Raw genomic sequence first — 21,591 nt, 5'->3', positions numbered from 1 at the left:
CGTTGTATCCACCACTGCCGGATCCGCGCGTCGCGGACCGGCCTGACGCAACGACCCTAACAACCCGGTCAGTCGGCGACGTGGCCGCGGTAGCCTTCGGCGTCGAACAATTCCGCCAGTGCCGCGTCCAGGGACGCGCTGTCGGCCTGCAATTCGACCAGCCAGCCCTCGCCGTACGGATCCGAGTTGACCAGCTGCGGGTTGCTCTCCAGATCACCGTTGACCGCAACCACTTTCGCGGTGAGCGGGGCGTAGAGGTCCGACACCGATTTCGTCGACTCCACCTCGCCGAACGACTCCCCCGCGGTCAACGCGGCATCGACGTCGGGCAGCTGGACGAACACCACGTCGCCCAGCGCGGCCTGCGCGTAGTCGGTGATGCCGACGCGCACGGTGTCATCGCCGGTCCGCTGCACCCACTCGTGTTCTTCGGTGTAGGACAGGTCGGCGGGGATCTCGCTCACGGCGCTCCTTGCTAGGCGTGGTCACTCGATGGTGGGTCACTTGACGGGTTGAGCGTATTGGCGCGGTTTCGGTTGCCGCAAGGCGGTGACGTCGACGCGCTCGGATTGCTGGACCGTCATCGTGCCGCCGACGCGTTCGATGCTGTCCATCGCGCCGCCCGGAATGTTCATCGCGGCCGCGAGCGTCGGCGGATCCCCAATGGCGAGAACCGAATACGCCGGAGCGAGGGTGGTCTCGTCGACCACGAGCGCGCCGGGGCCGCCGGTGACCCAGGTGTCCACGCCGACGCGCACCGCGACCTGATCGCCGCCGCCGCTGCGGCCGCGGATCTCCATCGCCTCGGCGCCCGCGGCGCGCAACTCGTTGATGACGTCGAGCATCGTCTCGGCGGCCACCCCCTGCGCGGGGTCGGTGACCGTCAGGATCACCCCGGGTCCGGTGGCGGCGATGCTGCCGATCAGGATCGACAGCGCCGCCAACCGGGCCCTGGCGTTCTCGATCGCGGCCTGGTCGCTGCTTCCGGAGGTCTCCAGCTGGGTCAGGGTGCGCTGCAGGTCGGCGACCTCGGTGTTCAGCGCGGCCTCGCGCTGCTGCAGCGAGTCCAAGAGGACCAGCAGGTCGGCCGGACGCGCCGTCTCCAGGGAGTCCCCGGAGTCGGTCTGGCGGACCTGCGTGGCGATCGCGACCCCGAGCAGCAGGCAGAGCAGGACGGCGAGGACCCCGAACACCGACCGCCGGCGCCTCGGCGCCTCCGGTGCGGCGTCGGGGGGCATCTCGTGGCGCCCGTGGTGTTCGTTCATGGTCACGCCCCGAACAGCCTGCGGCGCAGCGCGGCGGCGTTGCCGAAGATCCGGATGCCGAGCACGACGATGATCGCGGTGGACAACTGCGTCCCGACGCCCAGCTGATCGCCGACGTAGACGATCAGCGCCGCCACCAGCACGTTGAACACGAACGACACCACGAACACCTTGGAGTCGAAAATGTTCTCCAGGTAGGCCCGCAGCCCGCCGAACACCGCGTCGAGTGCCGCCACCACCGCGATGGGCAGGTAGGGCTGCACGAACTCGGGAACGCTCGGCTGGAAGACCACACCGACGACGATGCCCACGGCGAGTGCCAGGATGCCGATCACTTAAGGCCCCATCTGTCTGGCGAAGCGGATCTCCCGGACCGATCCGGCGGGCAGCACCAGGCCGTCGTCGGAGGAGACGTTGACGACCACACCGTACGACCCCTCGAGCAGACGCAGACGTTGCAGACCGGCGCTGCGGGTGAAGTTGTCGTCGAGGGCGTTCGGGGGGCCGACCGCGAGGATGGTGTACGGGCTGGAAATCGGCTGGTTGTCGACCAGGATCCCGCCGCCGGCCTGACGGATCGTCACGTTGGGGCCCACCCGCACGCCGCCGACCGAGATCGCCTCGGCGCCGCCCGCCCACAGCGAGTTCACGACCAGCTGCAGGTCCCGGTCGAGGATCACCTGGCGGCTGCCCTCGACGCGCTGCTTGGACACGTCGGTCAGATCCCGCGACATACCGGGGTCGGTGACCGTCACGGTCAGCCCGGGCCCGATGACCGGGGTCGCGGCAGCCGCGTAGTTCGCCTCGTCGAGGCCCGCGAGCAGTTGACGGCCCTCGGCGTCGCCCTCCAGGCGGCTACGGCGGGCCGCGTTCACCTCGGCGGTCAGGCTGGTGCGGCGGGCGGCGGCCTCCTCGGTGGCCGCTTCCGCGGCGCGCACGCTGCCGGCCATCACCTGCTGGGTCTCCCGGACACCGGGCGCGGTGTCGCGGGCCTGCGCCCACGCCAGCGCGAACACCGTCGCGATCGTCACCGCCGCGAGCACCTGCCACAGCGCCGCGGACACCGCGCTGCGGGGCCGCGTGTCCTGGGCGGCCGCGGCATAACCGGGGTCGAGGTGGTCGGTCAGCAGCGATCGCAGCAGCGACGGCACCGGGATGCGGGTCGGCGCGTCCGGCCGCTGCGCGGTGGGCCCCGTCGACGCGTCGTATCCCCCCAGGGAACTCATCTCAACGCCTCACCCGCGGCATCGTGTGTATCACCATGCCCACCTGGAGCAGGTACAGGATTCCCGACCACACGTACATCGCCATGCCCCAGACCAGGAAACCCCAGCCGATGGCCAGCACCACCCGGCTCCACTGGCCGTCCAACTGGCCCAGCAGCACCAGCGGCAGCCCGGACATCAACGCGAACGTCGCGGCCTTGCCGATGTAGGTGACGGGCAGCGCGGTCAGCCCGCGGCCGCGCAGCAGCGGCAGGGTCGCCGCCAGCACCGCGTCGCGCCCGAGCAGCAGCCCCACGACCCACCACGGGATGACGCCGGCGACGGCCATGCTGACGGGCACCGTGATCATGTAGATGCGGTCCACGGCCGGGTCCAGCAACTCCCCCAGCCGGGAGGACTGGTTGGCGAACAGGCGCGCGATCTTGCCGTCGGCCCAGTCCGACGCACCGCTGAACATCAGCACCGCGACCGCCCAACCGGTGAGGTCGGCGACCAGCAGGAGATAGAGGAAGACGGGGACCAGCACGAGGCGGATCACCGACAGCGCGTTGGGCACCGTCATCACCCGGTCACGCACGGGAGCGTGGTCCATGCGGTAAACCTAGCGGAACACCCCGGGCAGGCTCAGTGCGGAGAGGGTGTCGTCGAGCGGGTTGTCGTGGACCATGTAGGTCCACGTCGAGGTCGGGCGGGCCAGCTTCGACAGGTCCACACCGGTTTCGTCCTCGATCGCCGGGGCCGTGTCGAACGTCTGCTGTGCCGCCTCGATGGCGTCGGCGGCCAGCGAGCCGAACGCGTCGACGGCCATCCGGTGGAACTCGTCGAGCGGGTTCTGCCGTCCCAGCGCGCGCAGGTGGATGCTCTCGCGGATGTCGGACAGGAACGCCAGGTGGTCCGCCCACGCCCGGTCCAGGTGGTACAGCATGATCAGCCGGCAGATCTTCACCAGCTTCTCCTCGGCTGTGCCGGGGTCCTTCGCCTCGAGGCGCTCGCTGACCTCGGCGTAGCGCTCCGGTGAGCGTTCGGCCAGTTCGTCGCGGGCGGTGGCGGTGCGCAGCAGTTTGTCGCGCCGCTCGACCAGGATCGCGCGCTGCTGGGCGATCAGCTGGTTGTAGCGCCATGTGTTGGCGTGCACGTCGAGCAGGCGGCCCTCGGCGACGCGCTGGGCGTGCTCGAGCAGGGTCGCCGCCTTCGGGCTGAGGATCTTGCCGTCCTCGTCGCAGTCCAGCGGGAGCTTGCTGTCTTCGAGGTGGGCGACCACGACGTCGTCCTCCCAGCTGGAGAAGAACACCGAGCTGCCGGGGTCGCCCTGACGGCCTGCGCGGCCACGCAGCTGGTTGTCCAGCCGTTCGGTGTTGTGCCGCCCGGTGCCGATGACGTGCAGGCCGCCGAGTTCCACCACCTCGTCGTGACTTGCCTCGTCGGACCCGCCGAGCCGGATGTCGGTGCCGCGACCGGCCATCTGCGTGGACACGGTGACGGCTCCCAGCTTGCCGGCCTCGGCGATGACGGCGGCCTCCTCGGCGTCGTTCTTCGCGTTCAGCACGACGGCCGGGACGCCGGCCTTGACCAGGCGTTCGTGAACTTCTTCGGATTCGGCGACGTCGCGGGTGCCGACGAGCACCGGCTGGCCGGTCTTGTGCACCTCGGCGATGTGCTCGAGGATCGCGGCGTTCTTCGCCGAGATCGTCACGTAGACGCGGTCGGTCTCGTCCTTGCGGATGTTCGGCTTGTTCGGCGGGATCGGCGACACCCCGAGCTTGTAGAACTGGCGCAGCTGCTCACCGGCGGCCAACGCGGTGCCGGTCATGCCGCACACTCGCGGGTAGCGGTTGATCAGCGCCTGCACGGTGATGGTGTCGAGCACCTCGCCGGTCTCGGTGGTCTCGATGCCCTCCTTGGCCTCGACGGCGGCCTGCAGCCCGTCGGGCCAGCGCTGCAGCGTGGCGATCCGGCCGCGCGAGGCGTTGATCAGGTGCACCGCGTCGTCGCGGACGATGTAGTGGACGTCGCGTTGCAGCAGCACATGGGCGTGCAGCGCGACGTTGATCTCGGTCAGCGTCGTGGCGACGTGTTCTTCGGAGTACAGGTCGATCCCGCCGAGGGCGGCCTCGACCTTGCGCGCGCCGGCCTCGGTGAGATGCACGTTGCGGCTGTCGTTGTCGGTGGCGAAGTCGGTGTTCTCGTCGAGCTCACCGACGAGGCGGATCAGCTCCACGCGCGGGGTTTCGCGGTGGCTGGTGCCGGCCAGCACCAGCGGCACCAGCGCTTCGTCGACGAGCACGGAGTCCGCTTCGTCGATCAGCGCCACGTCGGGGTTCGGCGACACCAGGTCGGCGACGTCGGTGACCAGCTGGTCGCGCAGCACGTCGAAGCCGATCTCGTTGACCGAGGCGTAGGTGACATCGCACGCATAGGCGGCGCGGCGTTCGGCGGCGGTGGACTCGGCGGTGATCCAGCCGACGGTCAGTCCCATCGCCTCGATCAGCGGGCCCATCCATTCGGCGTCGCGGCGGGCCAGGTAGTCGTTGATCGTGATGACGTGCACGTTGCGCCCGGCGAGCGCGTAGCCGGCCGCGGCGATCGCGCCCGACAGCGTCTTGCCCTCACCGGTGGCCATCTCCACGACGTCGCCGGCCAGCATCCGCAGCGCGCCCTGCAGCTGGACGTCGAACGGCTTCAGGCCGGTGGCCCGCTCGGCGGCCGCGCGGGCGATCGCCAGGAACTGCGGGACGTCAGCCGAGTCGGCGAGGTCGTCGAGGACGAGCAGTTTCGCGGCCTTGGCGAGCTGCTCGTCGTCGAGATCGGCGGCCTTGGAGTCGAAGTCGGCCGACTTGACCACCAGATCCATCGAGCGGGACTGGTCCTTGTCGGTGCTGGCGCCGAGCAGCTTCCAGAACCGCCCGGACAACCGCCCCGTCTTGGGCTTGGCGGTCTTGGCCGCCGGTGCCGGAGATGTCGCCGGTTCCGAAGATGTCGCCGGTTCCGAAGATGTCTTGGAGGAGGTACGAGCCACACGATCACGGTACGCGGTTCCGGCGACGGAAACCGAGGCCACCACACGCCGCCCGTGCGCCGGGTTCCTCCCCCGATCGCGCGGCCACCTGCGGTAGCTTCGCCCGGGAGTCGGATCGCGGGGAGGGAGGTCGGCCGGGGCGTGGACACCGAGTTGAGCGCGCAGACGTTCCAGCCGACCCTCGACTGGGGCCGCGAGTTCGTGCACTCCGGGCAGTGGATCGCGGTCACGTTCGCGGCCACCGCGGTGTGCCTCCTGGTGGTCCTCGCGCTGCTGGCCCGCTTCACCGAATGGGGCCGCCAGTTCTGGCGTGTCACCGGCGACTACTTCCGCGGTAGGCACAGCGTGCTCGCGTGGGCGATGGTCGCGGCCCTGCTGCTGTCGGTCATCGTGTCGGTGCGCATCAACGTGCTGCTGACCTATTACGTCAACGACCTGTTTACCTCGCTGCAGGTCGCGTTCCAGGGCGGGATGGCCAGCGGCGTCGCCGGGTTCTGGGCGTCGATGCGCGTGTTCGCCGTGCTCGCGGTGTGTTTCGTGGTCCGGGTCCTGCTCGACATGTACCTCACCCAGCGCTTCATGATGCGCTGGCGGGTGTGGCTGACCCGCCGCCTCATCGATGACTGGCTGGGCGACCTGTCCTACTACCGCGCCCAGTTCTCCGGCCGGCCGATCGACAATCCGGACCAGCGCATCCAGCAGGACGTCGACGTGTTCACCGCCGGGGTCGGTGGCACCCCGAACAACCCGATCTTCAACTCGGGCAACACCCTGCTGTTCGGAGCCGTCGAGGCCGTGCTGTCGGTGCTGTCGTTCGGACCGATCCTGTGGCGGCTGTCGGAGCCGGTGAGCATCGGCGGGATGACGCTGCCGCGGGCCCTGTTCTGGATCGTGGTCGTCTACGTGCTGGTCGCGACGATCATCGCGTTCGCCATCGGCAGGCCGCTGATCCGGCTGAGCTACCTCAACGAGCTGCGCAACGCCGGGCTGCGCTACGCGCTCGTGCGGGTGCGTGACGCCGGCTCGGCGATCGGCCTCTACCGCGGCGAATCCGCCGAACGGTCGGTCCTGAAGAGCCGGCTCGACTCGGTGATGGACAACTACCGCGGCTGGCTGAACCGGATGATGCTGTACTTCGGCTGGAACGTCTCGGTGAGCCAGACCATCAATCCGCTGCCGTGGCTGGTGCAGGCGCAGGGGCTGTTCGCGCAGCGCATCACCTTCGGCGATGTGTGGCAGTCCTCGAACGCGTTCGGCGCCATCCACGACTCGCTGAGTTTCTTCCGCAACGCCTACGACCAGTTCGCGAGCTACCGCGCCGCGATCATCCGCCTCGACGGACTCGTCGACCAGAACGCCCGCGCCGGAGCGTTCACCGCCGTCGACACCGGGGCCTCCGAGGACGGTGCGCTGGCGGTGCGGGGGGTGGAGGTGCGCAAGCCGGACGGGTCGCCGCTGGTGCGCCCGCTCGATCTGCGGCTGGGATCCGGTGACGGACTGGTGATCACGGGACCGTCGGGTATCGGCAAGACGGTGCTGGTGCAGAGCCTGGCCGGGATGTGGCCCTACGCGACGGGCCGGGTCGAGCTGCCGGACGGACGCGACGGCGCGATGTTCGTCCCGCAGTTGCCGTACCTGCCCGTCGGGGACCTGCGCACGGTGGTGAGCTATCCAGAACCCTCGGGCACCTACGACGACAAGGCCGTCCAGCAGGCACTGCTCGATGTGGCGTTGTCGCAGTTGGTGATCCGCCTCAACGACGACCAGGACTGGGCGAAGGTCCTCTCGGTCGGCGAGCAGCAGCGCATCGCATTCGCCCGGATCCTGGTGTTGCGGCCCAGGACGGTGTTCCTCGACGAGTCGACCTCGGCGATGGACGAGGGGCTGGAGCAGATGCTCTACACCCTGCTGCGCACGACGTTGCCCGACACCATCGTCGTCAGTGTCAGCCACCGGTCGTCGGTGCTGCCGTTCCACACCGACCACCTCGAGCTGGTCGGCGACGGCGAATGGCGACTGGAACGACTCGACGCTCCGCGGTAGGCCCACAACCCGCTTCGGGCAGGTTGTCGCGGTACTTTGCTCCGCATGGAAACGTTCACCCCGACGCTCGACTGGGGAAACGAGCTGTGGACCTCGCTGTGGTGGATCGCCCAGGGGTGGGTCTATGCCGCGATCGCCACGATGGTGGTCCTCACGCTGATCGCCCGGTTCACCACGTGGGGCCGCCAGTTCTGGCGCGTCACCCGCGGCTATTTCACCGGCCGGGACAGCGTCGTGGTGTGGCTGTGGCTGGCGGGCATCCTGCTGCTGGTCATCGCCAGCGTGCGCCTGTCGGTGCTGTTCAGCTTCCAGGGCAACGACATGATGACCAGTTTCCAGGTCATCGCGTCCGGGGTGGGCGCCGGCGACGACGCGGTCAGGGCGTCGGGCCGGGACGGCTTCTGGCTGTCGATGCTGGTCTTCTCGGTGCTCGCCGTCGTCAACGTCGTGACGATCATGATCGATCTGCTCGTCACGCAGCGGTTCATGCTGCGGTGGCGCGCCTGGCTCACCGACCAGCTGACGGGCGACTGGCTCGACGGCAGGGCCTACTACCGCTCGCGGTTCATCGACGACTCGATCGACAACCCCGACCAGCGCATCCAGATGGACATCGACATCTTCACCACCGGTGTCGGTCCGCTGCCCAACCGGCCGAACAACACCTCGGGGACGACGCTGCTCTTCGGGGCGATCTCCTCGATCGCGGCGATGATCTCGTTCACGACGATCCTGTGGAACCTGTCGGGCCCGGTGACCCTGCCGTTCATCGGCTACGAGCTGCCCAAGGCGATGTTCTGGATCGGCATCGTCTACATCCTGTTCGCGACGGTCGTCGCGTTCTGGATCGGCCGCCCGATCATCACGCTGGCGTTCCGCAACGAAAAGTTCAACGCCGCGTTCCGCTACGCGTTGGTGCGGTTGCGCGACGCCGCCGAGGCGGTGGCCTTCTACCGCGGCGAGATCGCCGAGCGCACCGGACTTCGGAAGCTGTTCGCACCGGTCGTCGACAACTACAAGAGATACGTGAACCGGATGGCCGGGTTCCTCGGGTGGAACCTCTCGATCACGCAGGCCCAGGAGCTGATCCCCTACATCGTGCAGTTCTCCCGCTTCTACAACGGCGAGATCACCCTGGGCCAGCTGTCGCAGACCGCCAGCGCGTTCCGCGAGATCCTGTCGGGTCTGTCGTTCTTCCGTAACGCCTACGACGACTTCGCCGGTTACCGGGCCGCGATCATCCGTCTGCACGGTCTGGTGGTCGCCAATGAGGAGGGTCGGGCACTGCCGTCGCTGGACACCCAGGACTCCACGGACGGCAGGGTCGAACTCGACGACGTCGAGGTGCGCACCCCCGACGGCCGGCAGCTGCTGCAGCCGGTGGACCTGCGCCTCGAGCCCGGCGACGGCCTGGTGATCACCGGACCGTCGGGCAGCGGCAAGACCACCCTGTTGCGCAGCCTCGGCCGGCTGTGGCCGTTCGCGTCGGGCACGCTGGTGTATCCGGCCGGTGAGAACGACACGATGTTCCTGTCGCAGCTGCCGTACGTGCCGCTGGGCGATCTGCGCGCCGTCGTGTCGTATCCGAACGAACCCGGCAGCATCCCCGACGGCACGCTGCGCGAGGTGCTGGAGAAGGTGGCGCTGCCCCACCTCGCCGACCGGCTCGACGAGGAGCAGGACTGGGCCAAGGTGCTCTCACCCGGTGAGCAGCAGCGCGTCGCATTCGCGCGGATCCTGCTGACCAAGCCCGAGGCCGTGTTCCTCGACGAGTCGACGTCGGCGCTGGACGAAGGTCTGGAGCTGATGCTCTACCGGCTGGTCCGCAGTGAGCTGCCCCAGACGATCGTGGTCAGCGTCAGCCACCGCAGCACCGTCGAGCAGCATCACAGCCGGCAGCTGAAGCTGCTCGGCGACGGCCGCTGGGAGGTGGGGGCGGTCCAGGCGCGCTAGCGTCGCGCTGCGTGTTCTCCCGCCCGCCTCGCCGCGTGTTCTCCCGCCCGCCGCCCGAAAAACGACCCTTCGCCCAGCTGCGTACCGCTCGCATACCCCTTACCGTCCTGGGCGATGTTGCACGCGCACGCGCCCGCGGCGTACAGGCCCGGGATCGCGCTGCGGTCGTCGCGCAGCACCTCGCCGTCGATGGACACCGTCAACCCGCCCATGGTGAACCCGGAGTACATCGCCCGCCCGAGTGACAGGTCGAACACCGCCCACGGTCCCTTGTCCTGCGGCGCAACGTATTCCGATTGCTTGTGGAAGTCGGGGTCCTCGCCGGCGGCGGCGTTGGTGTTGTAGCGCTCGAGTGTGGCGGCCACCCGTCCGGCCGGGATCCCGAGCTCCTTCTCCAGTTCCTCGATGGTCTCGTAGCCGTCGAGGAACTTGATCAGCGGCATCTCGGGCATCTGCATGTGCGCCTCGTCGACGATCAGATACGCGGTCTGGTCGGGTTGTTCGAGGACGAACGCCGAGGTGCGCGAATGGTAGGAGTCCTCGGCGACGAACCGGTCGCCGTTCTTGTTCACGATGATCCCGGTCAGCAGGATCTCGGGCGGATACGCCGCCGCGGTGATGAACAGCTGGTCCAGGTTGTCGGTGGCGCCGCCGGCGGACACGCCGAGCTTGATGCCCAGACCGTCGTCGTTGGGGTTGCCGAGGATGTACGGCGCGACGTTGCCGTGGTGCTTGGTCTTGCGTTCCTGCCCGAGGGCCGGGGTGTACTCGGCGACCATCTCGGGGTTCATCGCGAAGCCGCCGGCGGCGATGATCACCGAATTCGCTTTGATGTCACCGGTTTCGGTGAAGTGCTTCCACCGCACCCCGACGACGGCCCCGTCGGCGTCGGTGATCAGCGCCGTCGCACCGGTTTCGTAGCGCATCTGCACGCCGAGTTCGTCGGCGCGCTTGACCAGCAGGTCGATCACCATGGCCGCGCCGCCGAGTTCGCCGGGTACCGGCACGGAGTGGCCACGCGGGGCGGGCCTGGCCTGCTCGCAGAACGGCCACACCTTCTCGTTGCCGGTGTAGGACAGTCCTTCGGTGCCCGGCGGCACGACGACCTTGCCCGGGTAGTAGCTGCGTTCGAACTGAAAGCCCAGCGCTTCAAGCCAATTGAAGTGTTCGACGCTGCCGTCGCAGTAGGCCCGGATCTTGTCGTGCTCGGGGTTGCGGGACTGGGTGACGAGGTATTTGTACATCTCCTCGGGTGAGTCGTCGTGGCCCGTGGCCTGCTGCACCGCGGTGCCGCCGCCGAGGTAGAAGTGCCCGCCCGCCATCGACGTGGTTCCGCCTGCGGCAGCGGCCTTCTCGAGCACCAGGACCCGCGCGCCGGCCGCGGCTGCGCTGACGGCGGCGCTGCCGCCGGCGATACCGAAGCCGATCACCACGACGTCGGTCTCGTCGGACCAGGACGTGACGTCCTCGGCGCTGACCGTGTCCGGGATGTGCTGCATCGTCACTTCTGCTCCTGTTTGATGTGGTCGAACAATGCGTGGATCTCGTCGGGTATGTAGGCGAATTCGAGGTAGGGCACGCCCGCGTGCTCGGCGCCGACGTAGGCGAAGCGCATGCCGCCGGGCATGGTGCCCTCCATCACGACGGGGATGCCGTCCTGCCCGGCCCTCGCCACGGCGGCCTCGAAGCTGTCGGGGTCGGGATATGCCGTGCACACGTGGTGCAGCCCCGGGCCTGAACGGCCGAGGAACTCGGTGTAGATGCTGGTGCCGCTCACCGGTGCGATGAGCTCCAGCTGGGTGTCGCCGGCGTAGCTGAGCGAGATGTCGGCGACGAAGTCGGCCGGTTCGCCGCGATAGGTGCAGGTCTCCGGGCCGAAGTGCACGCCGGGCATCCGCACCCATTTTTTCGCGCCCATCAGCGCGGTGAGAGCCGTCTCGGTGGCGGTGAGGTCCTGCGTCACCCAGGCAATCTGGACAGGTGTCTGGTCATGCATCGGTTCGAGAATATCGTCAGCGGCCCACGCAAGCTAGAACGTGTTCCAATTCGGCTCGTCGGCCCGGGCTAACGCAGGGCCGCTCGGCGCCGATGTCCTCTGTATGACGGCATGGGTTCGGGCATCGGTTCTGGCGGCGGGCGTGGCCGGTGCCGTCGTCGGCGCGTCACCGTCGACCGCCGCGCCGCCGCCGGATTTCCCGGACTTGGCGGCATACCCGGCGGTGGACCCGGCCGCCTATCAGGTCACGGGCGGCCATCCGAGCACCTCGGGGTGGGCCTTCACCACTGCCGGCGGGCTGCGGTGCCAGAACTCGCTGATCCCCGATCTCGGCATCTTCTGCGAGGGTCCGGTTCCGGACGCGCCGTCGGAGGTGATGTCGGTGAACGTCTCGCTGACCACACCCGCCGGTTTCGACCGCCGGGAGGGCGAACTCGAGACGCCGTGGTCGCCACTGCTGCCGGTGGGATCGAGGTTCGCGGCGGGCAACGGCGTGGTGTGCGCCGCACCCGACGAGGTCACCTTCGCGTGCTGGGCCGCCAAGCCGGATTCCTGGCCGGCCGACACTCCCGACCCGCCCGACCGGCATTACGGCGAGCACGGTTTCGTCCTGTCACCGGCCGGTAATCGCGGCTACTGACACAGCATCTCGGTCAGCGCAGCGATCTGGGTGTCGAAGGCCAGTGCGGGATCGGCGAAGGTGTCGGGTCCGTACTGTCCGAACACCTCCAGACCGACCGCGCCGATCAGTGCGGCCCAGAGCGTCAGGCACTTGCCGAGCAGGACGTCGTCGCCGGTGAACCCGAACTGCTCCCGCAGCCGGTCGAAATCCCCTGAGAGTGGTTGCGGCGCAGGGCGTTCCCCCGAGGTGATGTCCCCCGCGGCGATGCCCGCGGACACGACGTCGAACAGCGCCGCGACCACCCGGGTGCCGGGTGTGACGGTCCGGTCGCGCGGTGCGTGGTAGCCGGGGACCGGGCTGCCGTAGAGCAACGCCCAGCTGGCGGGCTGTCGTACCGCCCAGGCCCGTATCGCGTGCCCCAGCGCGCTCAGCTGTTCGCGCCAGTCCCCCGTCGAGGCCGCGCGGGCCGTCTCGACCGTATCGGCGAGATCGGTGTAGGCGTCGACGAGCAGCAGGGTCAGCAGCTCGTCCCTACTGGTGACGTAGCGATAGACGGCAGAAGACACCATGCCGAGATCGCGGGCGATGGCTCGCAGCGACAGGCCGGCGGCGCCCTCGGTGACGAGGTGGCGTCGGCCAATGGCGATGATGTCTCGTTCGATGCGCTCGCGTGTGTCCTGCCGCTTTCCCACCGGGCCAGTCTGGCACGAAACGAGATCAGTGCTCTTGATTCTGCGTCAGCAGCGTGGCACTCTCAAATGAGAGCACTGCTCTTGCATTCCGGTAAGGAGACACCATGAACGAGCGATACGACGCACCGGGCCCGGCCGCCCGGATCTTCAACGGCGCGATCAGGCGCCTGGCCGAGTCGGGAATCAGCATTCAGGGCAGCACCGCCGTGCGGGTCCGCGGGCGCAGCACCGGTCGACTGCGCGGCGTGGTCGTGAACCTGTTGACCGTCGACGGGCGCCGCTACCTGGTGTCACCGCGCGGCAACACCCAATGGGCACGCAACGCGCGCGCTGCCGGTGAGATCGAGATCGGACCCCGACGCCGATCCCGCATCCACCCGGTCGTCGAACTGTCCGACGATACGAAGCCGGCCGTGCTCAAGCCGTATGTGGACCGCTGGTTCTGGCAGGTGAAGGGTCATGTCGGCGGGTTGACGCCGCAGTCGGGCCGCGACGAGCTGCGAGACGCCGCGCCGTCGATCCCGGTGTTCGAGATCCTGAACTAGGGCGTGACAGGCTCGGGCGTGACGACCGCCGACGCCGCCGAGATCGTGTCGGCCTGGGCCTGCCGGCTGGCGACCTCCCAGGAGATCGCCGCGGGGAAGGTGCCCCAGGTGCTGTTGAACAGCCCGATCAGCACGGTGCGTCCGTCGGGAGTCGGCGTGTACACCGGCCCGCCCGAGTCACCCTTGCGGCTGACGACTCCGTTGGCCATCGTGAACCAGCCGTTGTTGACCGACTCGATCGTGCCGCAGCTCTCGCCGGTCACGACTCCGAAGTGGCACACCGGCATTCCCTTGACCGGCAGCACCGACGGGTCGGTGACGAGCGCCTTGCCGCTGGGCAGCACGTTGTTGATCACGACATTCTGGTTGAGGTGGATGACCTCCCAGTCGGTGATCTGGTGGTTGGTGTCGACGGTCATGCCGTCGGGGGTGTTGTCGCGGAAGCTGCCCTGCGTGCCGATCGGCGTCCCGAACTTGTCCGAGACGGTGCCCGACGCGCGGCAGTGACCGGCGGTGTAGGCGATGCGGGTGCCCGGATCGACGTAGCCGAGGGTGCACAGCACGCTGTCCTGGTGGATCTCCATGCCGGGCGACACCAGCACGCCGGGCTGCGCCTGCGCGACGGGGGCTCCGAGCGTGACGACGAGCAGAGGAGCGACGAGCACCATGAGCAGCTGCAGTAGCCGCCGCGGCGACTGACGTGACGTCCGACCTGACACAGCCCCTCCGACCCGTTCGACCAGTAAGACCCGTACCCGATGGCACAGGCGCTGTAACTGGCTCATCGCGGTTACATAACGGGGCGTTACACAACGGGGAGGGGCCCGGAGTGACGCCGTCGGGTCAGGAGTCGAAGCCCAGACCTGCGGCGTCGAGCGCACGCAGCAGCAGGTTGCGGCGTCCGGCCGAATGGTCGGCGCGGTCCAGAGACCAGCGGGTGGCCTGGATGCCGACGCTCGCCAAGGGCTCGGGCGGGAACGGAATCGGCTTGCGGCGCACCATGTTCAGCCGGGTACGGGGGGTGGGGGTGCCGTCGAGCAGATCGAGGCAGACGTCGGCGGCGAACCGTGCGGCGCCCACGCCCAGGCCCGTGAACCCGTTGACGTAGGCGACGCGGCCCTCCCGGGCCAGACCCCAGTGCGCGCAGAACCGGGTGTTGGTGTCGATCGCGCCCGCCCACCGGTGGGTGAATCGGACGTCGTCGAGCGCGGGGAACGTGAGGAAGAAGTGTGCGGCCAGACGGCGGTAGGTCTCGGCGCGATCCTCGTAGGCCGGGTCGACGCGTCGGCCGAAGTGGTAGACCGCGTCGTAGCCGCCCCACACGATCCGGTTGTCCGCGGTGAGGCGGTAGTAGTGGAACTGGTTGGCGGAGTCGCCGATTCCCTGCCGGTGGCGCCAACCGATGCGGTCGAGCTGCTCGCCGGTCAGCGGTTCGGTGGCCAGCACGTAGTCGTAGACGGGAACGGTGTGCAGGCGGTTGCGCCGCAGCAGGCTCGGGAAGACGTTGGTGGCCAGGATGACCTGGCGGCACGTGACGACGGGTCCGTCGGTGTGCACGCGCAGCGCCGCTCCCCCGGAGTCGACCCGGTTGGCGCGGGTGTGTTCGTAGATCTCGACGCCGGCGTCGCGGCAGGCCTGGGCGAGCTCGAAGACCAGCCTGGCAGGATTCACGATCGCGCACGTGTCCGGGCTGAACAGACCCGCCCGGTAGGTGGGCGAGTTCACCTCGGCGCGGACCTGGGCCTGGTCGAGGTAGGTGCCCTGTCCCTGCGCCGCCGCGTCGCGCAGCCATTCGACCTGGTGCGGTTCGGTGGCGACGGCGAGCATCCCGGTGCGTTCCCACTCGACGTCGAGCCCGAGCTCCGCGATCTCGGCCTGCATCCCGTCGAGGTTCTCGATTCCCATCGCCTCGAGGGTCGACAGCTCGTCGGGCCAGCGCGACTTCCCGTTCTCGTACCCGTGGGTCAGGCTCGCGTCGACGAACCCACCGTTGCGGCCCGAGGCGGCCCAGCCGATCCGGTCGGCCTCGATGAGCACGATGCGCCGATCGGGGTGGCGGCGCGCGGCATGCAGCGCGCTCCACAGTCCGGTGTAGCCGCCACCGACCACGAGCAGGTCGCAGGTGACCGGCCCGCCGGGGGTGCCGAACTCCGGGCGCGCGATGTCGAGCCACACCGACCCCAGGGCGGCACCGGCCAGCGAGCGGTCGATCAGGGCGGGGTCGACGGGGGCGTCGAAGACGGTCTTCACAGCGCGCACACTACGGCGCGACGGACGCGGGGGTCTGCACCTGCGCGGGCTGCCATCCGGGCGGGCCGAAGATGTAGCCCAGTTTCGCGCGGACGCCGCGCGCGGCCCGGGCGTCGCGCCAGATCGCCGCGTATTCGTGGGTCTGGAGTTTCCAAATGTTGAACGTGTCGACGGGTTTGGTCAGCCCGTAGTGCGGCCGGAACACCTCCGGCTGGAAGGTGCCGAACAGGCGATCCCAGATGATCAGGATCCCGCCGTAGTTCTTGTCGAGATACAGCGGGTCCATGCCGTGGTGCACCCGGTGGTGCGACGGCGTGTTGAACACGAATTCGAAGGGCCGCCAGAGCTTTCCGATGTGCTCGGTGTGGATCCAGAACTGGTAGATCAGGCTGATGGAGAACGCCACGAAGACCATCCACGGCGGAACCCCCAGCAGCGGCAGCGGAATCCACATCAGGATCTCGCCGCTGTTGTTCCACTTCTGGCGCAGCGCGGTCGCGAAGTTGAAGTACCGGCTCGAGTGGTGCGCCTGGTGGGTGGCCCAGACAAGCCGGACCCGGTGTGCGGTGCGGTGATAGACGTAGAACAGCAGGTCCACCCCGACGATCGCGATCACCCACGTGTACCACTGCGTCGGCGACAGCTGCCACGGGGCCAGATAGGCGTAGATCGCGGCGTATCCCAACAGCGCGAAGAACTTCCACACGCTCATGGTGACGGTGGAGACCAGCCCCATCGACAGGCTCGCCCACGAGTCGCGGGTGTGGTACGCGCCGGCGGCGGGCGTGCCATCCTCGTCCGTGCCGCCTTCCACGGCGTGCTCGAGCTTGCGCGCCGCGGTCCACTCGATGGCCAGCAGCAGCAGGAAGAACGGGATCGCGAACAGCACGGGTTCGCGCATCTGCGGCGGAAGGAATTCCAGGAACTCCACGGTGAGCACCTCCGAGGTGAGTGTACGGCGCTACAGGAAGCTCAGGACGTCGTCGCCCCAGGCGCGGCGCACGTGCGCGTCGAGGTCGTCGACCACCGAATCGTGCTTGTCGATGACGAGCGTGGCGCGGCTTGCGTCGTAGGGCCGCCAGGTGGGTGCGCCGGGTGCCGACGGGTCGCCGTTCGCGGCGAAGTTCGTCCACCGGCTCTGCATGCGTTGCGACACAGCGGTTCCCGACTTGCGGCCGCCGAGTGCGAACGTCGGGTCCTTGCGTCCGGAGCCCAGGTTGCCCCAGACGAACGGCAGCTCGGTCGCGTGCGCGGCGTGCAGTCGCGCCACGCGCAGCAGCGGTGTGGCGAAATCGAAGCGGTAGAGGTAGACGGGTGCGACCGCGCGGTGGCCGTCGGCGAACCAGATCGACGGCATGCGGAAGCCGAGGTCACTGGTCAGTCCCAGCGCGTGGTTCTTGCCCCGGCCGCGGTAGATACCGCGCAGATGGTCCTCGCTGGGCAGTTGCAGGGTGGGTTGCTCGGCCGAGATCTCGGCGAACATCGCCCTGACCGATTCAGGCGCGACCGGCATCAGCGGCGATTTCATGTACCGGAACAGCGCCGCCTCGTTCTTGTTCGTACCGATCAGCAGCGGTACCGGATGGGTCTTGCCGTTGCGCGCGAGGTTGACCGGGTAGTCGGGCAGCAGGTCGCCGTCGATGGTCGGTGCGAACGCCAACGTGCCCGGGGTGCGCACCGGAACCTCGTTGAACACCGTGCGCGAGGCCTCCACGAGGGCCGAGATGGGTGCCGTGGTGAGGGCCGACATGTCGGCGCGGTCGACCCCGATCACCTCGAGGAACCTCGTGGCCACCCGGCGGGCGCGGCCGACGTCGTACATCGACGTCGCCGGTGAACTCTGGGCGATTGCGGCGTGGAACAGTCCGGCCGCGGCGGGGCTGCCCAGCAGCGAGGTCACGATGCCCCCGCCGGCGGACTCGCCGAACACGGTGACCCGGCCGGGGTCGCCGCCGAAGGCGGCGATGTTGTCACGCACCCAGCCCAGCGCAGCGAGCACGTCGCGCAGTCCGAGGTTGGACGCGAAGCGGCCCGAATCGTCGAGCGTGCTGAGCTCGAGGAACCCGAGCGCGCCGAGGCGGTAGTTGACGGTGACCACGATGACGTCGCCGGCGCCGGCCATCGCGCGTCCGTGGTAGAGAGGCTGGCTGGCCGATCCGAGGACGTAGGCGCCGCCGTGCACCCACACCATCACCGGTTTGCGGTCGCCGGGTTGGGTGCCTGACGGCGCCCAGACGTTGAGAGACAGGAAGTCCTCGCCCTGCGGCGCGCCGAGGTCGAGCGGGATCTTCGGGTCGGTCGGCTGCGGGCAGACGGGTCCGACGCGGGTCGCGTCCCGGGGTTCGGTCCAGGCCGGCGGCGGCTCGGGCGCACGCCAGCGGAGTTCGCCGACGGGCGCGGCCGCGTACGGAACGCCTTTCCAGGACTTGATGATTCCGTCGTCGAGGCCACGGACCGGGCCGGTCGAGGTGTCCACGACCGGTGCTGAACTGCGGGGTGTCGCCTCCGCGGTCATACCGAGCTCCCTTCGGTCGATCGGTACGCCAGTGTACCAGCGGGTGGGCGTGAGAGGTTCTCGCTGCTCAACGTCGTCTGCGGGCGGTGAGCAACGCGGCCGCCAGCGCGATGATCGCGATCCCCGCGATCGGCACGCTCAGCAGGCCGGCGCGCAGGCTGACGGCGTCGGCGACGACGCCGACGATCAACGGGGCGCCGAGGAATCCGATGCGCATCAGCCACGTCAGCATCGTCAACCCGGTGCCGGGACGTAGCCCCGGCAACTCGTCGGCGGTGCGCATGGCGGCCGGGATCACGGTGGCGACGCCGAGGCCGGCTGCGGCGAACCCGACGATGGTGCCGGGGACTGTCGGGAACGCGAGCGCGATCCCCATGCCGACGGCGGTGATCATCCCGCCGGCGCGGGCGACGGCGCGGTCACCGTACCGGTCCACCAGCCGGTCACCGATCAGCCTGCCGACGAACAGGAAGCCCACCAGCGCGACGTAGCCGAACGCCGCGACGGCGCCCGGGGCGCCCAGTTCGTCACGCAGATACAGGGTGGCCCAGGAGCTTCCGGCGTCCTCCACCGTCGCACCGGCCATCGCGAGGGCCACCAGCGCGAGCAGCGTCAGGTACACCATCGGTCCAACCCGGGCGGTGCCGCCGTCGCGGGCCGACGGGTGGTCGTCGTGGTCGGGCCCCTTCAATAGGTACGGATAGGCGGCGCACACGATCGCACAGAACAGCACCGCGGCGACGACGAGGTGGATCGCGCGGGGAACACCCAGTGCGATGGCCCCGGCCCCCATCAGGCCGCCGGTGATGGCCCCCGCCGCCCAGATCGCGTGCAGGGAGTTGATGATCGACCGGCCGTAGTTGCGTTGCACCCGAAGCGCGTTGACGTTCTGCGCGACATCGGTGATCGCGTCGCTCGCCCCGGCGAACAGCAGCGTGGCGGCGAAGACCAGCGGTGTCGGCGCCACAGCAGCGGTCACGATCAGCGACGCCAACGCGACCGTCGTGGCCACCGCGACGCGCGCCGACTGAAACCGGCGGATCAACGCACCGGCGGCGGGGCCCGCGAGCAGCGCCCCGGCGGAGAACGCGGCGACGGCCGCGCCGTAGCCCGCGTTGGACATCGCGAGGTCGGACTTGATCTCCGGGAAGCGCGGAAGCAGGTTGGCGAACAGCGCACCGTTGGTGAGGAACAACGCAGCAGATGCCGCCCGGGCCCGCCTGATGCGCGCGTCGGACGCCATGAGGTGCGACCCTACCGAAGCGCCCTTGAGGTCACGCGCCGCGCGTAGCCGGGGCAAGATTGCATCCATGACCGTTGACCCCGAGGTGCTCGAGGTGTCCCCGTCCCTGACCGAACTCGCGGCGCGGTACGGGGTCGCGACCCAGTACACGGACTGGACCGGCGGGTCCGTACGGGTGTCGGCGTCCACGCTGATTGGGGTGCTCGACGCGCTCGGCGTGCCCGCCACCACCGAGCGCGAGCGCGAAGCCGCCCTGGCCGAGCACGACCGCGGCTACTGGGGCCGCGCGCTGCCGGCGACGGTGGTGGGGCGCGCCGGTGCGGCCACACCGTTCTGGGTGCATGTCACCCACGGCGACCCGGCCCGGTTGTGGCTGAGGCTCGAAGACGGCAGCGTCCGTACCGGTCTGCGACAACTCGAAAACAACAGGCCGCCATTCGATCTCGATGGTCGGCTGGTGGGAGAGGCGTCGTTCGAGCTTCCCCCCGACCTGCCGATCGGCTACCACCGGCTGCACCTGCAGATCGGCTCGCAGGACGTGAGCACGGCGGTGATCGTTGCGCCCGCCTCGCTCCCGGCGCGCCCGGTGGGCCGCACCTGGGGGCTGTCCACCCAGTTGTACAGCGTGCGGTCCCGGCGGTCCTGGGGCACAGGCGATCTGACCGACCTCGCCGATATCGCGGTGTGGTCGGCAGCGCGTCACGGCGCGGGCTTCGTGCTGGTGAACCCGATGCATGCCGCCTCACCGGTGGCGCCGATGGAGCCCTCGCCCTACCTGCCGACGTCACGCCGGTTCGTCAATCCGCTGTATCTGCGGGTGGAGGCGGTGCCCGAATACGCCTACGTGCGCCACCGCAGCCGGATCCGCAAGGCTCAGACGCAGGTGCAGGCGCGCGCCGCCCGCTCCGGGCAGATCGAGCGCGACCGCGCGTGGAAGGCCAAGCGTGCCGCGCTGGAGACGGTGTATCTCGTGGAGCGTTCGCCGGGGCGGGAGATCGCCTATCGGGCGTTCCGGCAACGGCAGGGCCGCAGTCTCGATGATTTCGCGACGTGGTGTGTGCTGGCCGAGAAACACGGTGCCGACTGGCATCAGTGGCCCGAGGAACTGCGACACCCGCGCACCGAGGCGGTGTCGGCGTTCGCCCAAAAGCATTCCAAGGACATCGATTTCCACTGCTGGCTGCAATGGCTGGTCGACGAACAGCTCTCGGCCGCCCAGGACTCCGCGGTGCGGGCAGGCATGGATCTGGGCATCATGCACGACCTCGCCGTGGGAGTGGATCCCGACGGCGCGGACGCGTGGGCCCTGCAGGACGTGCTCGCTCTCGGTGTCACCGCGGGCGCTCCCCCGGACGAGTTCAACCAGCTCGGTCAGGATTGGTCGCAGCCGCCGTGGCGGCCCGACCGTCTCGCGGAGGCGGCATACGAACCGTTCCGTGCGCTGGTCAACGCTGTGCTGCGGCATGCCGGTGGGGTGCGGATCGACCACATCATCGGGTTGTTCCGGCTGTGGTGGATCCCGAAGGGTGCACTGCCGCTGGAAGGTACGTACGTGCGGTACGACCATGAGGCGATGATCGGCATCGTCGCGTTGGAGGCCCACCGGGCCGGCGCGGTCGTCGTCGGCGAGGACCTCGGGACGGTCGAGCCGTGGGTGCGTGACCATCTGCGTGATCGCGGTCTCTTCGGCACGTCGATCCTGTGGTTCGAGATGACCGAGGAGGGACGGCAGCCCCTGCCGGCGGAACGCTGGAGGGAGTTCTGCCTGTCGGCGGTGACGACACACGACCTGCCGCCCACCGCGGGTTATCTGGCCGGCGAACATGTCCGGCTGCGCGACGAGCTGGGCCTGCTGACCCGCCCCGCCGAGGAGGAGCTGGCCGGCGACCGGGAGCACCAGCAGGCCTGGAGGGCGGAGTTGCGGCGAGTCGGGCTGCTCGGCGGCGATGCCGAGTCGGAGGCCGACGTCGACGAGACGGTGCTGGCGCTGCACCGCTACCTGGGATTGACGCCGTCGCGGCTGCTGGCGCTCTCGCTGGCCGACGCGGTCGGCGAGGTGCGCACCCAGAATCAGCCGGGTACGACCGACGAGTACCCGAACTGGCGGGTGCCGCTCGCCGGGCCGGACGGCCGGCAGGTGCTGCTCGACGACATCTTCGACGACCCGCGCGCGGCGGCCCTCTGTGAGGCGATGCGCGCCGCGGTGACGCCACCCGCCTGACTTC

Annotated in this window: 19 protein-coding genes; 5 read left to right on the top strand and 14 right to left on the bottom strand. The window is 69.3% G+C overall.

The window, feature by feature from the left end; genetic code table 11:
- Positions 1–68: 68 nt before the first annotated feature.
- Genes gcvH through secA2 form a run of 6 tightly spaced genes read right to left on the bottom strand, consistent with a single transcriptional unit; the run spans position 69 to position 5,402 of the window.
- Positions 69–464, bottom strand: a complete 396-nt coding sequence (gene gcvH, locus DYE23_RS14530) for a glycine cleavage system protein GcvH (RefSeq protein WP_011894263.1) — start codon at positions 462–464, stop codon at positions 69–71.
- A gap of 36 nt (positions 465–500) precedes the next feature.
- The gene (locus DYE23_RS14525; protein ID WP_011894264.1) at positions 501–1,265 is read right to left on the bottom strand and encodes a DUF881 domain-containing protein; all 765 of its coding nucleotides are present in this window, start codon (positions 1,263–1,265) and stop codon (positions 501–503) included.
- Between the two features lie 2 nt (positions 1,266–1,267).
- A complete protein-coding gene (locus DYE23_RS14520) occupies positions 1,268–1,600 on the bottom strand; it encodes a small basic family protein (RefSeq protein WP_011894265.1) in 333 nt (110 codons plus the stop codon).
- Complete coding sequence (locus DYE23_RS14515; protein ID WP_115327478.1) at positions 1,601–2,491, bottom strand: DUF881 domain-containing protein; 891 nt, start codon at positions 2,489–2,491, stop codon at positions 1,601–1,603.
- 1 nt (position 2,492) lies between these two features.
- The gene (locus DYE23_RS14510) at positions 2,493–3,083 is read right to left on the bottom strand and encodes a CDP-alcohol phosphatidyltransferase family protein (RefSeq protein ID WP_115327477.1); all 591 of its coding nucleotides are present in this window, start codon (positions 3,081–3,083) and stop codon (positions 2,493–2,495) included.
- Between the two features lie 9 nt (positions 3,084–3,092).
- Positions 3,093–5,402, bottom strand: coding sequence for an accessory Sec system translocase SecA2 (gene secA2 / locus DYE23_RS14505; RefSeq protein WP_085978051.1), 2,310 nt, complete (start codon positions 5,400–5,402; stop codon positions 3,093–3,095).
- Positions 5,403–5,648: 246 nt separating this feature from the next.
- Between secA2 and DYE23_RS14500 the strand changes: the two genes are divergently transcribed.
- Together DYE23_RS14500 and DYE23_RS14495 are read left to right on the top strand one after the other, a co-directional pair.
- Positions 5,649–7,550, top strand: a complete 1,902-nt coding sequence (locus tag DYE23_RS14500; protein ID WP_115327476.1) for an ABC transporter ATP-binding protein/permease — start codon at positions 5,649–5,651, stop codon at positions 7,548–7,550.
- A 45-nt stretch (positions 7,551–7,595) separates the two neighbouring features.
- A complete protein-coding gene (locus DYE23_RS14495; RefSeq protein WP_115327475.1) occupies positions 7,596–9,503 on the top strand; it encodes an ABC transporter ATP-binding protein/permease in 1,908 nt (635 codons plus the stop codon).
- Here the strand turns inward: DYE23_RS14495 and DYE23_RS14490 are convergent.
- Both DYE23_RS14490 and DYE23_RS14485 read right to left on the bottom strand, forming a co-directional pair.
- The gene (locus DYE23_RS14490; protein WP_115327474.1) at positions 9,500–11,002 is read right to left on the bottom strand and encodes an FAD-binding protein; all 1,503 of its coding nucleotides are present in this window, start codon (positions 11,000–11,002) and stop codon (positions 9,500–9,502) included. The two genes, DYE23_RS14495 and DYE23_RS14490, sit on opposite strands and share 4 nt — an antisense overlap.
- 2 nt (positions 11,003–11,004) lie before the next feature.
- Complete coding sequence (locus DYE23_RS14485) at positions 11,005–11,499, bottom strand: VOC family protein (RefSeq protein WP_011894272.1); 495 nt, start codon at positions 11,497–11,499, stop codon at positions 11,005–11,007.
- A 103-nt stretch (positions 11,500–11,602) separates the two neighbouring features.
- On the opposite strand from DYE23_RS14485, the gene DYE23_RS14480 reads away from it, so the two are divergent.
- A complete protein-coding gene (locus DYE23_RS14480) occupies positions 11,603–12,139 on the top strand; it encodes a hypothetical protein (protein ID WP_115327473.1) in 537 nt (178 codons plus the stop codon).
- Here the strand turns inward: DYE23_RS14480 and DYE23_RS14475 are convergent.
- Positions 12,133–12,813 carry a TetR/AcrR family transcriptional regulator gene (locus DYE23_RS14475; protein ID WP_115327472.1) on the bottom strand — a complete coding sequence of 227 codons (681 nt, stop codon included), beginning with the start codon at positions 12,811–12,813 and terminating at the stop codon, positions 12,133–12,135. The genes DYE23_RS14480 and DYE23_RS14475 overlap by 7 nt on opposite strands.
- 104 nt (positions 12,814–12,917) lie before the next feature.
- Here DYE23_RS14475 and DYE23_RS14470 point away from each other — a divergent pair, with 104 nt between their 5' ends.
- Positions 12,918–13,358, top strand: a complete 441-nt coding sequence (locus tag DYE23_RS14470; protein ID WP_115327471.1) for a PNPOx family protein — start codon at positions 12,918–12,920, stop codon at positions 13,356–13,358.
- On the opposite strand, the gene DYE23_RS14465 is transcribed toward DYE23_RS14470, so the two are convergent.
- The 5 genes from DYE23_RS14465 to DYE23_RS14445 form a co-directional block, all read right to left on the bottom strand.
- Entirely contained in the window at positions 13,355–14,026 is a 672-nt protein-coding gene (locus DYE23_RS14465) for an Rv1815 family serine proteinase (RefSeq protein ID WP_115327470.1), read from the bottom strand. The genes DYE23_RS14470 and DYE23_RS14465 overlap by 4 nt on opposite strands.
- Before the next feature lie 175 nt (positions 14,027–14,201).
- Entirely contained in the window at positions 14,202–15,608 is a 1,407-nt protein-coding gene (locus DYE23_RS14460; protein WP_115328968.1) for an NAD(P)/FAD-dependent oxidoreductase, read from the bottom strand.
- A 10-nt stretch (positions 15,609–15,618) separates the two neighbouring features.
- Positions 15,619–16,509: a sterol desaturase family protein gene (locus DYE23_RS14455; protein WP_172527918.1), complete on the bottom strand. Its 891-nt coding sequence runs from the start codon at positions 16,507–16,509 to the stop codon at positions 15,619–15,621.
- 60 nt (positions 16,510–16,569) lie between these two features.
- Positions 16,570–18,123, bottom strand: coding sequence for a carboxylesterase/lipase family protein (locus DYE23_RS14450; RefSeq protein ID WP_011894279.1), 1,554 nt, complete (start codon positions 18,121–18,123; stop codon positions 16,570–16,572).
- Positions 18,124–18,190: 67 nt separating this feature from the next.
- Positions 18,191–19,366 (bottom strand): MFS transporter, encoded by a 1,176-nt coding sequence (locus DYE23_RS14445; RefSeq protein WP_115327469.1) that lies wholly within the window; start codon positions 19,364–19,366, stop codon positions 18,191–18,193.
- A 67-nt stretch (positions 19,367–19,433) separates the two neighbouring features.
- On the opposite strand from DYE23_RS14445, the gene malQ reads away from it, so the two are divergent.
- Positions 19,434–21,587 (top strand): 4-alpha-glucanotransferase, encoded by a 2,154-nt coding sequence (gene malQ / locus DYE23_RS14440; RefSeq protein WP_172527776.1) that lies wholly within the window; start codon positions 19,434–19,436, stop codon positions 21,585–21,587.
- Positions 21,588–21,591 lie beyond the last annotated feature (4 nt).

The sequence above is a fragment of the Mycolicibacterium gilvum genome, from assembly GCF_900454025.1.
GTDB lineage: Bacteria > Actinomycetota > Actinomycetes > Mycobacteriales > Mycobacteriaceae > Mycobacterium > Mycobacterium gilvum.
This window is presented reverse-complemented; position numbering and strand designations above follow the sequence as displayed.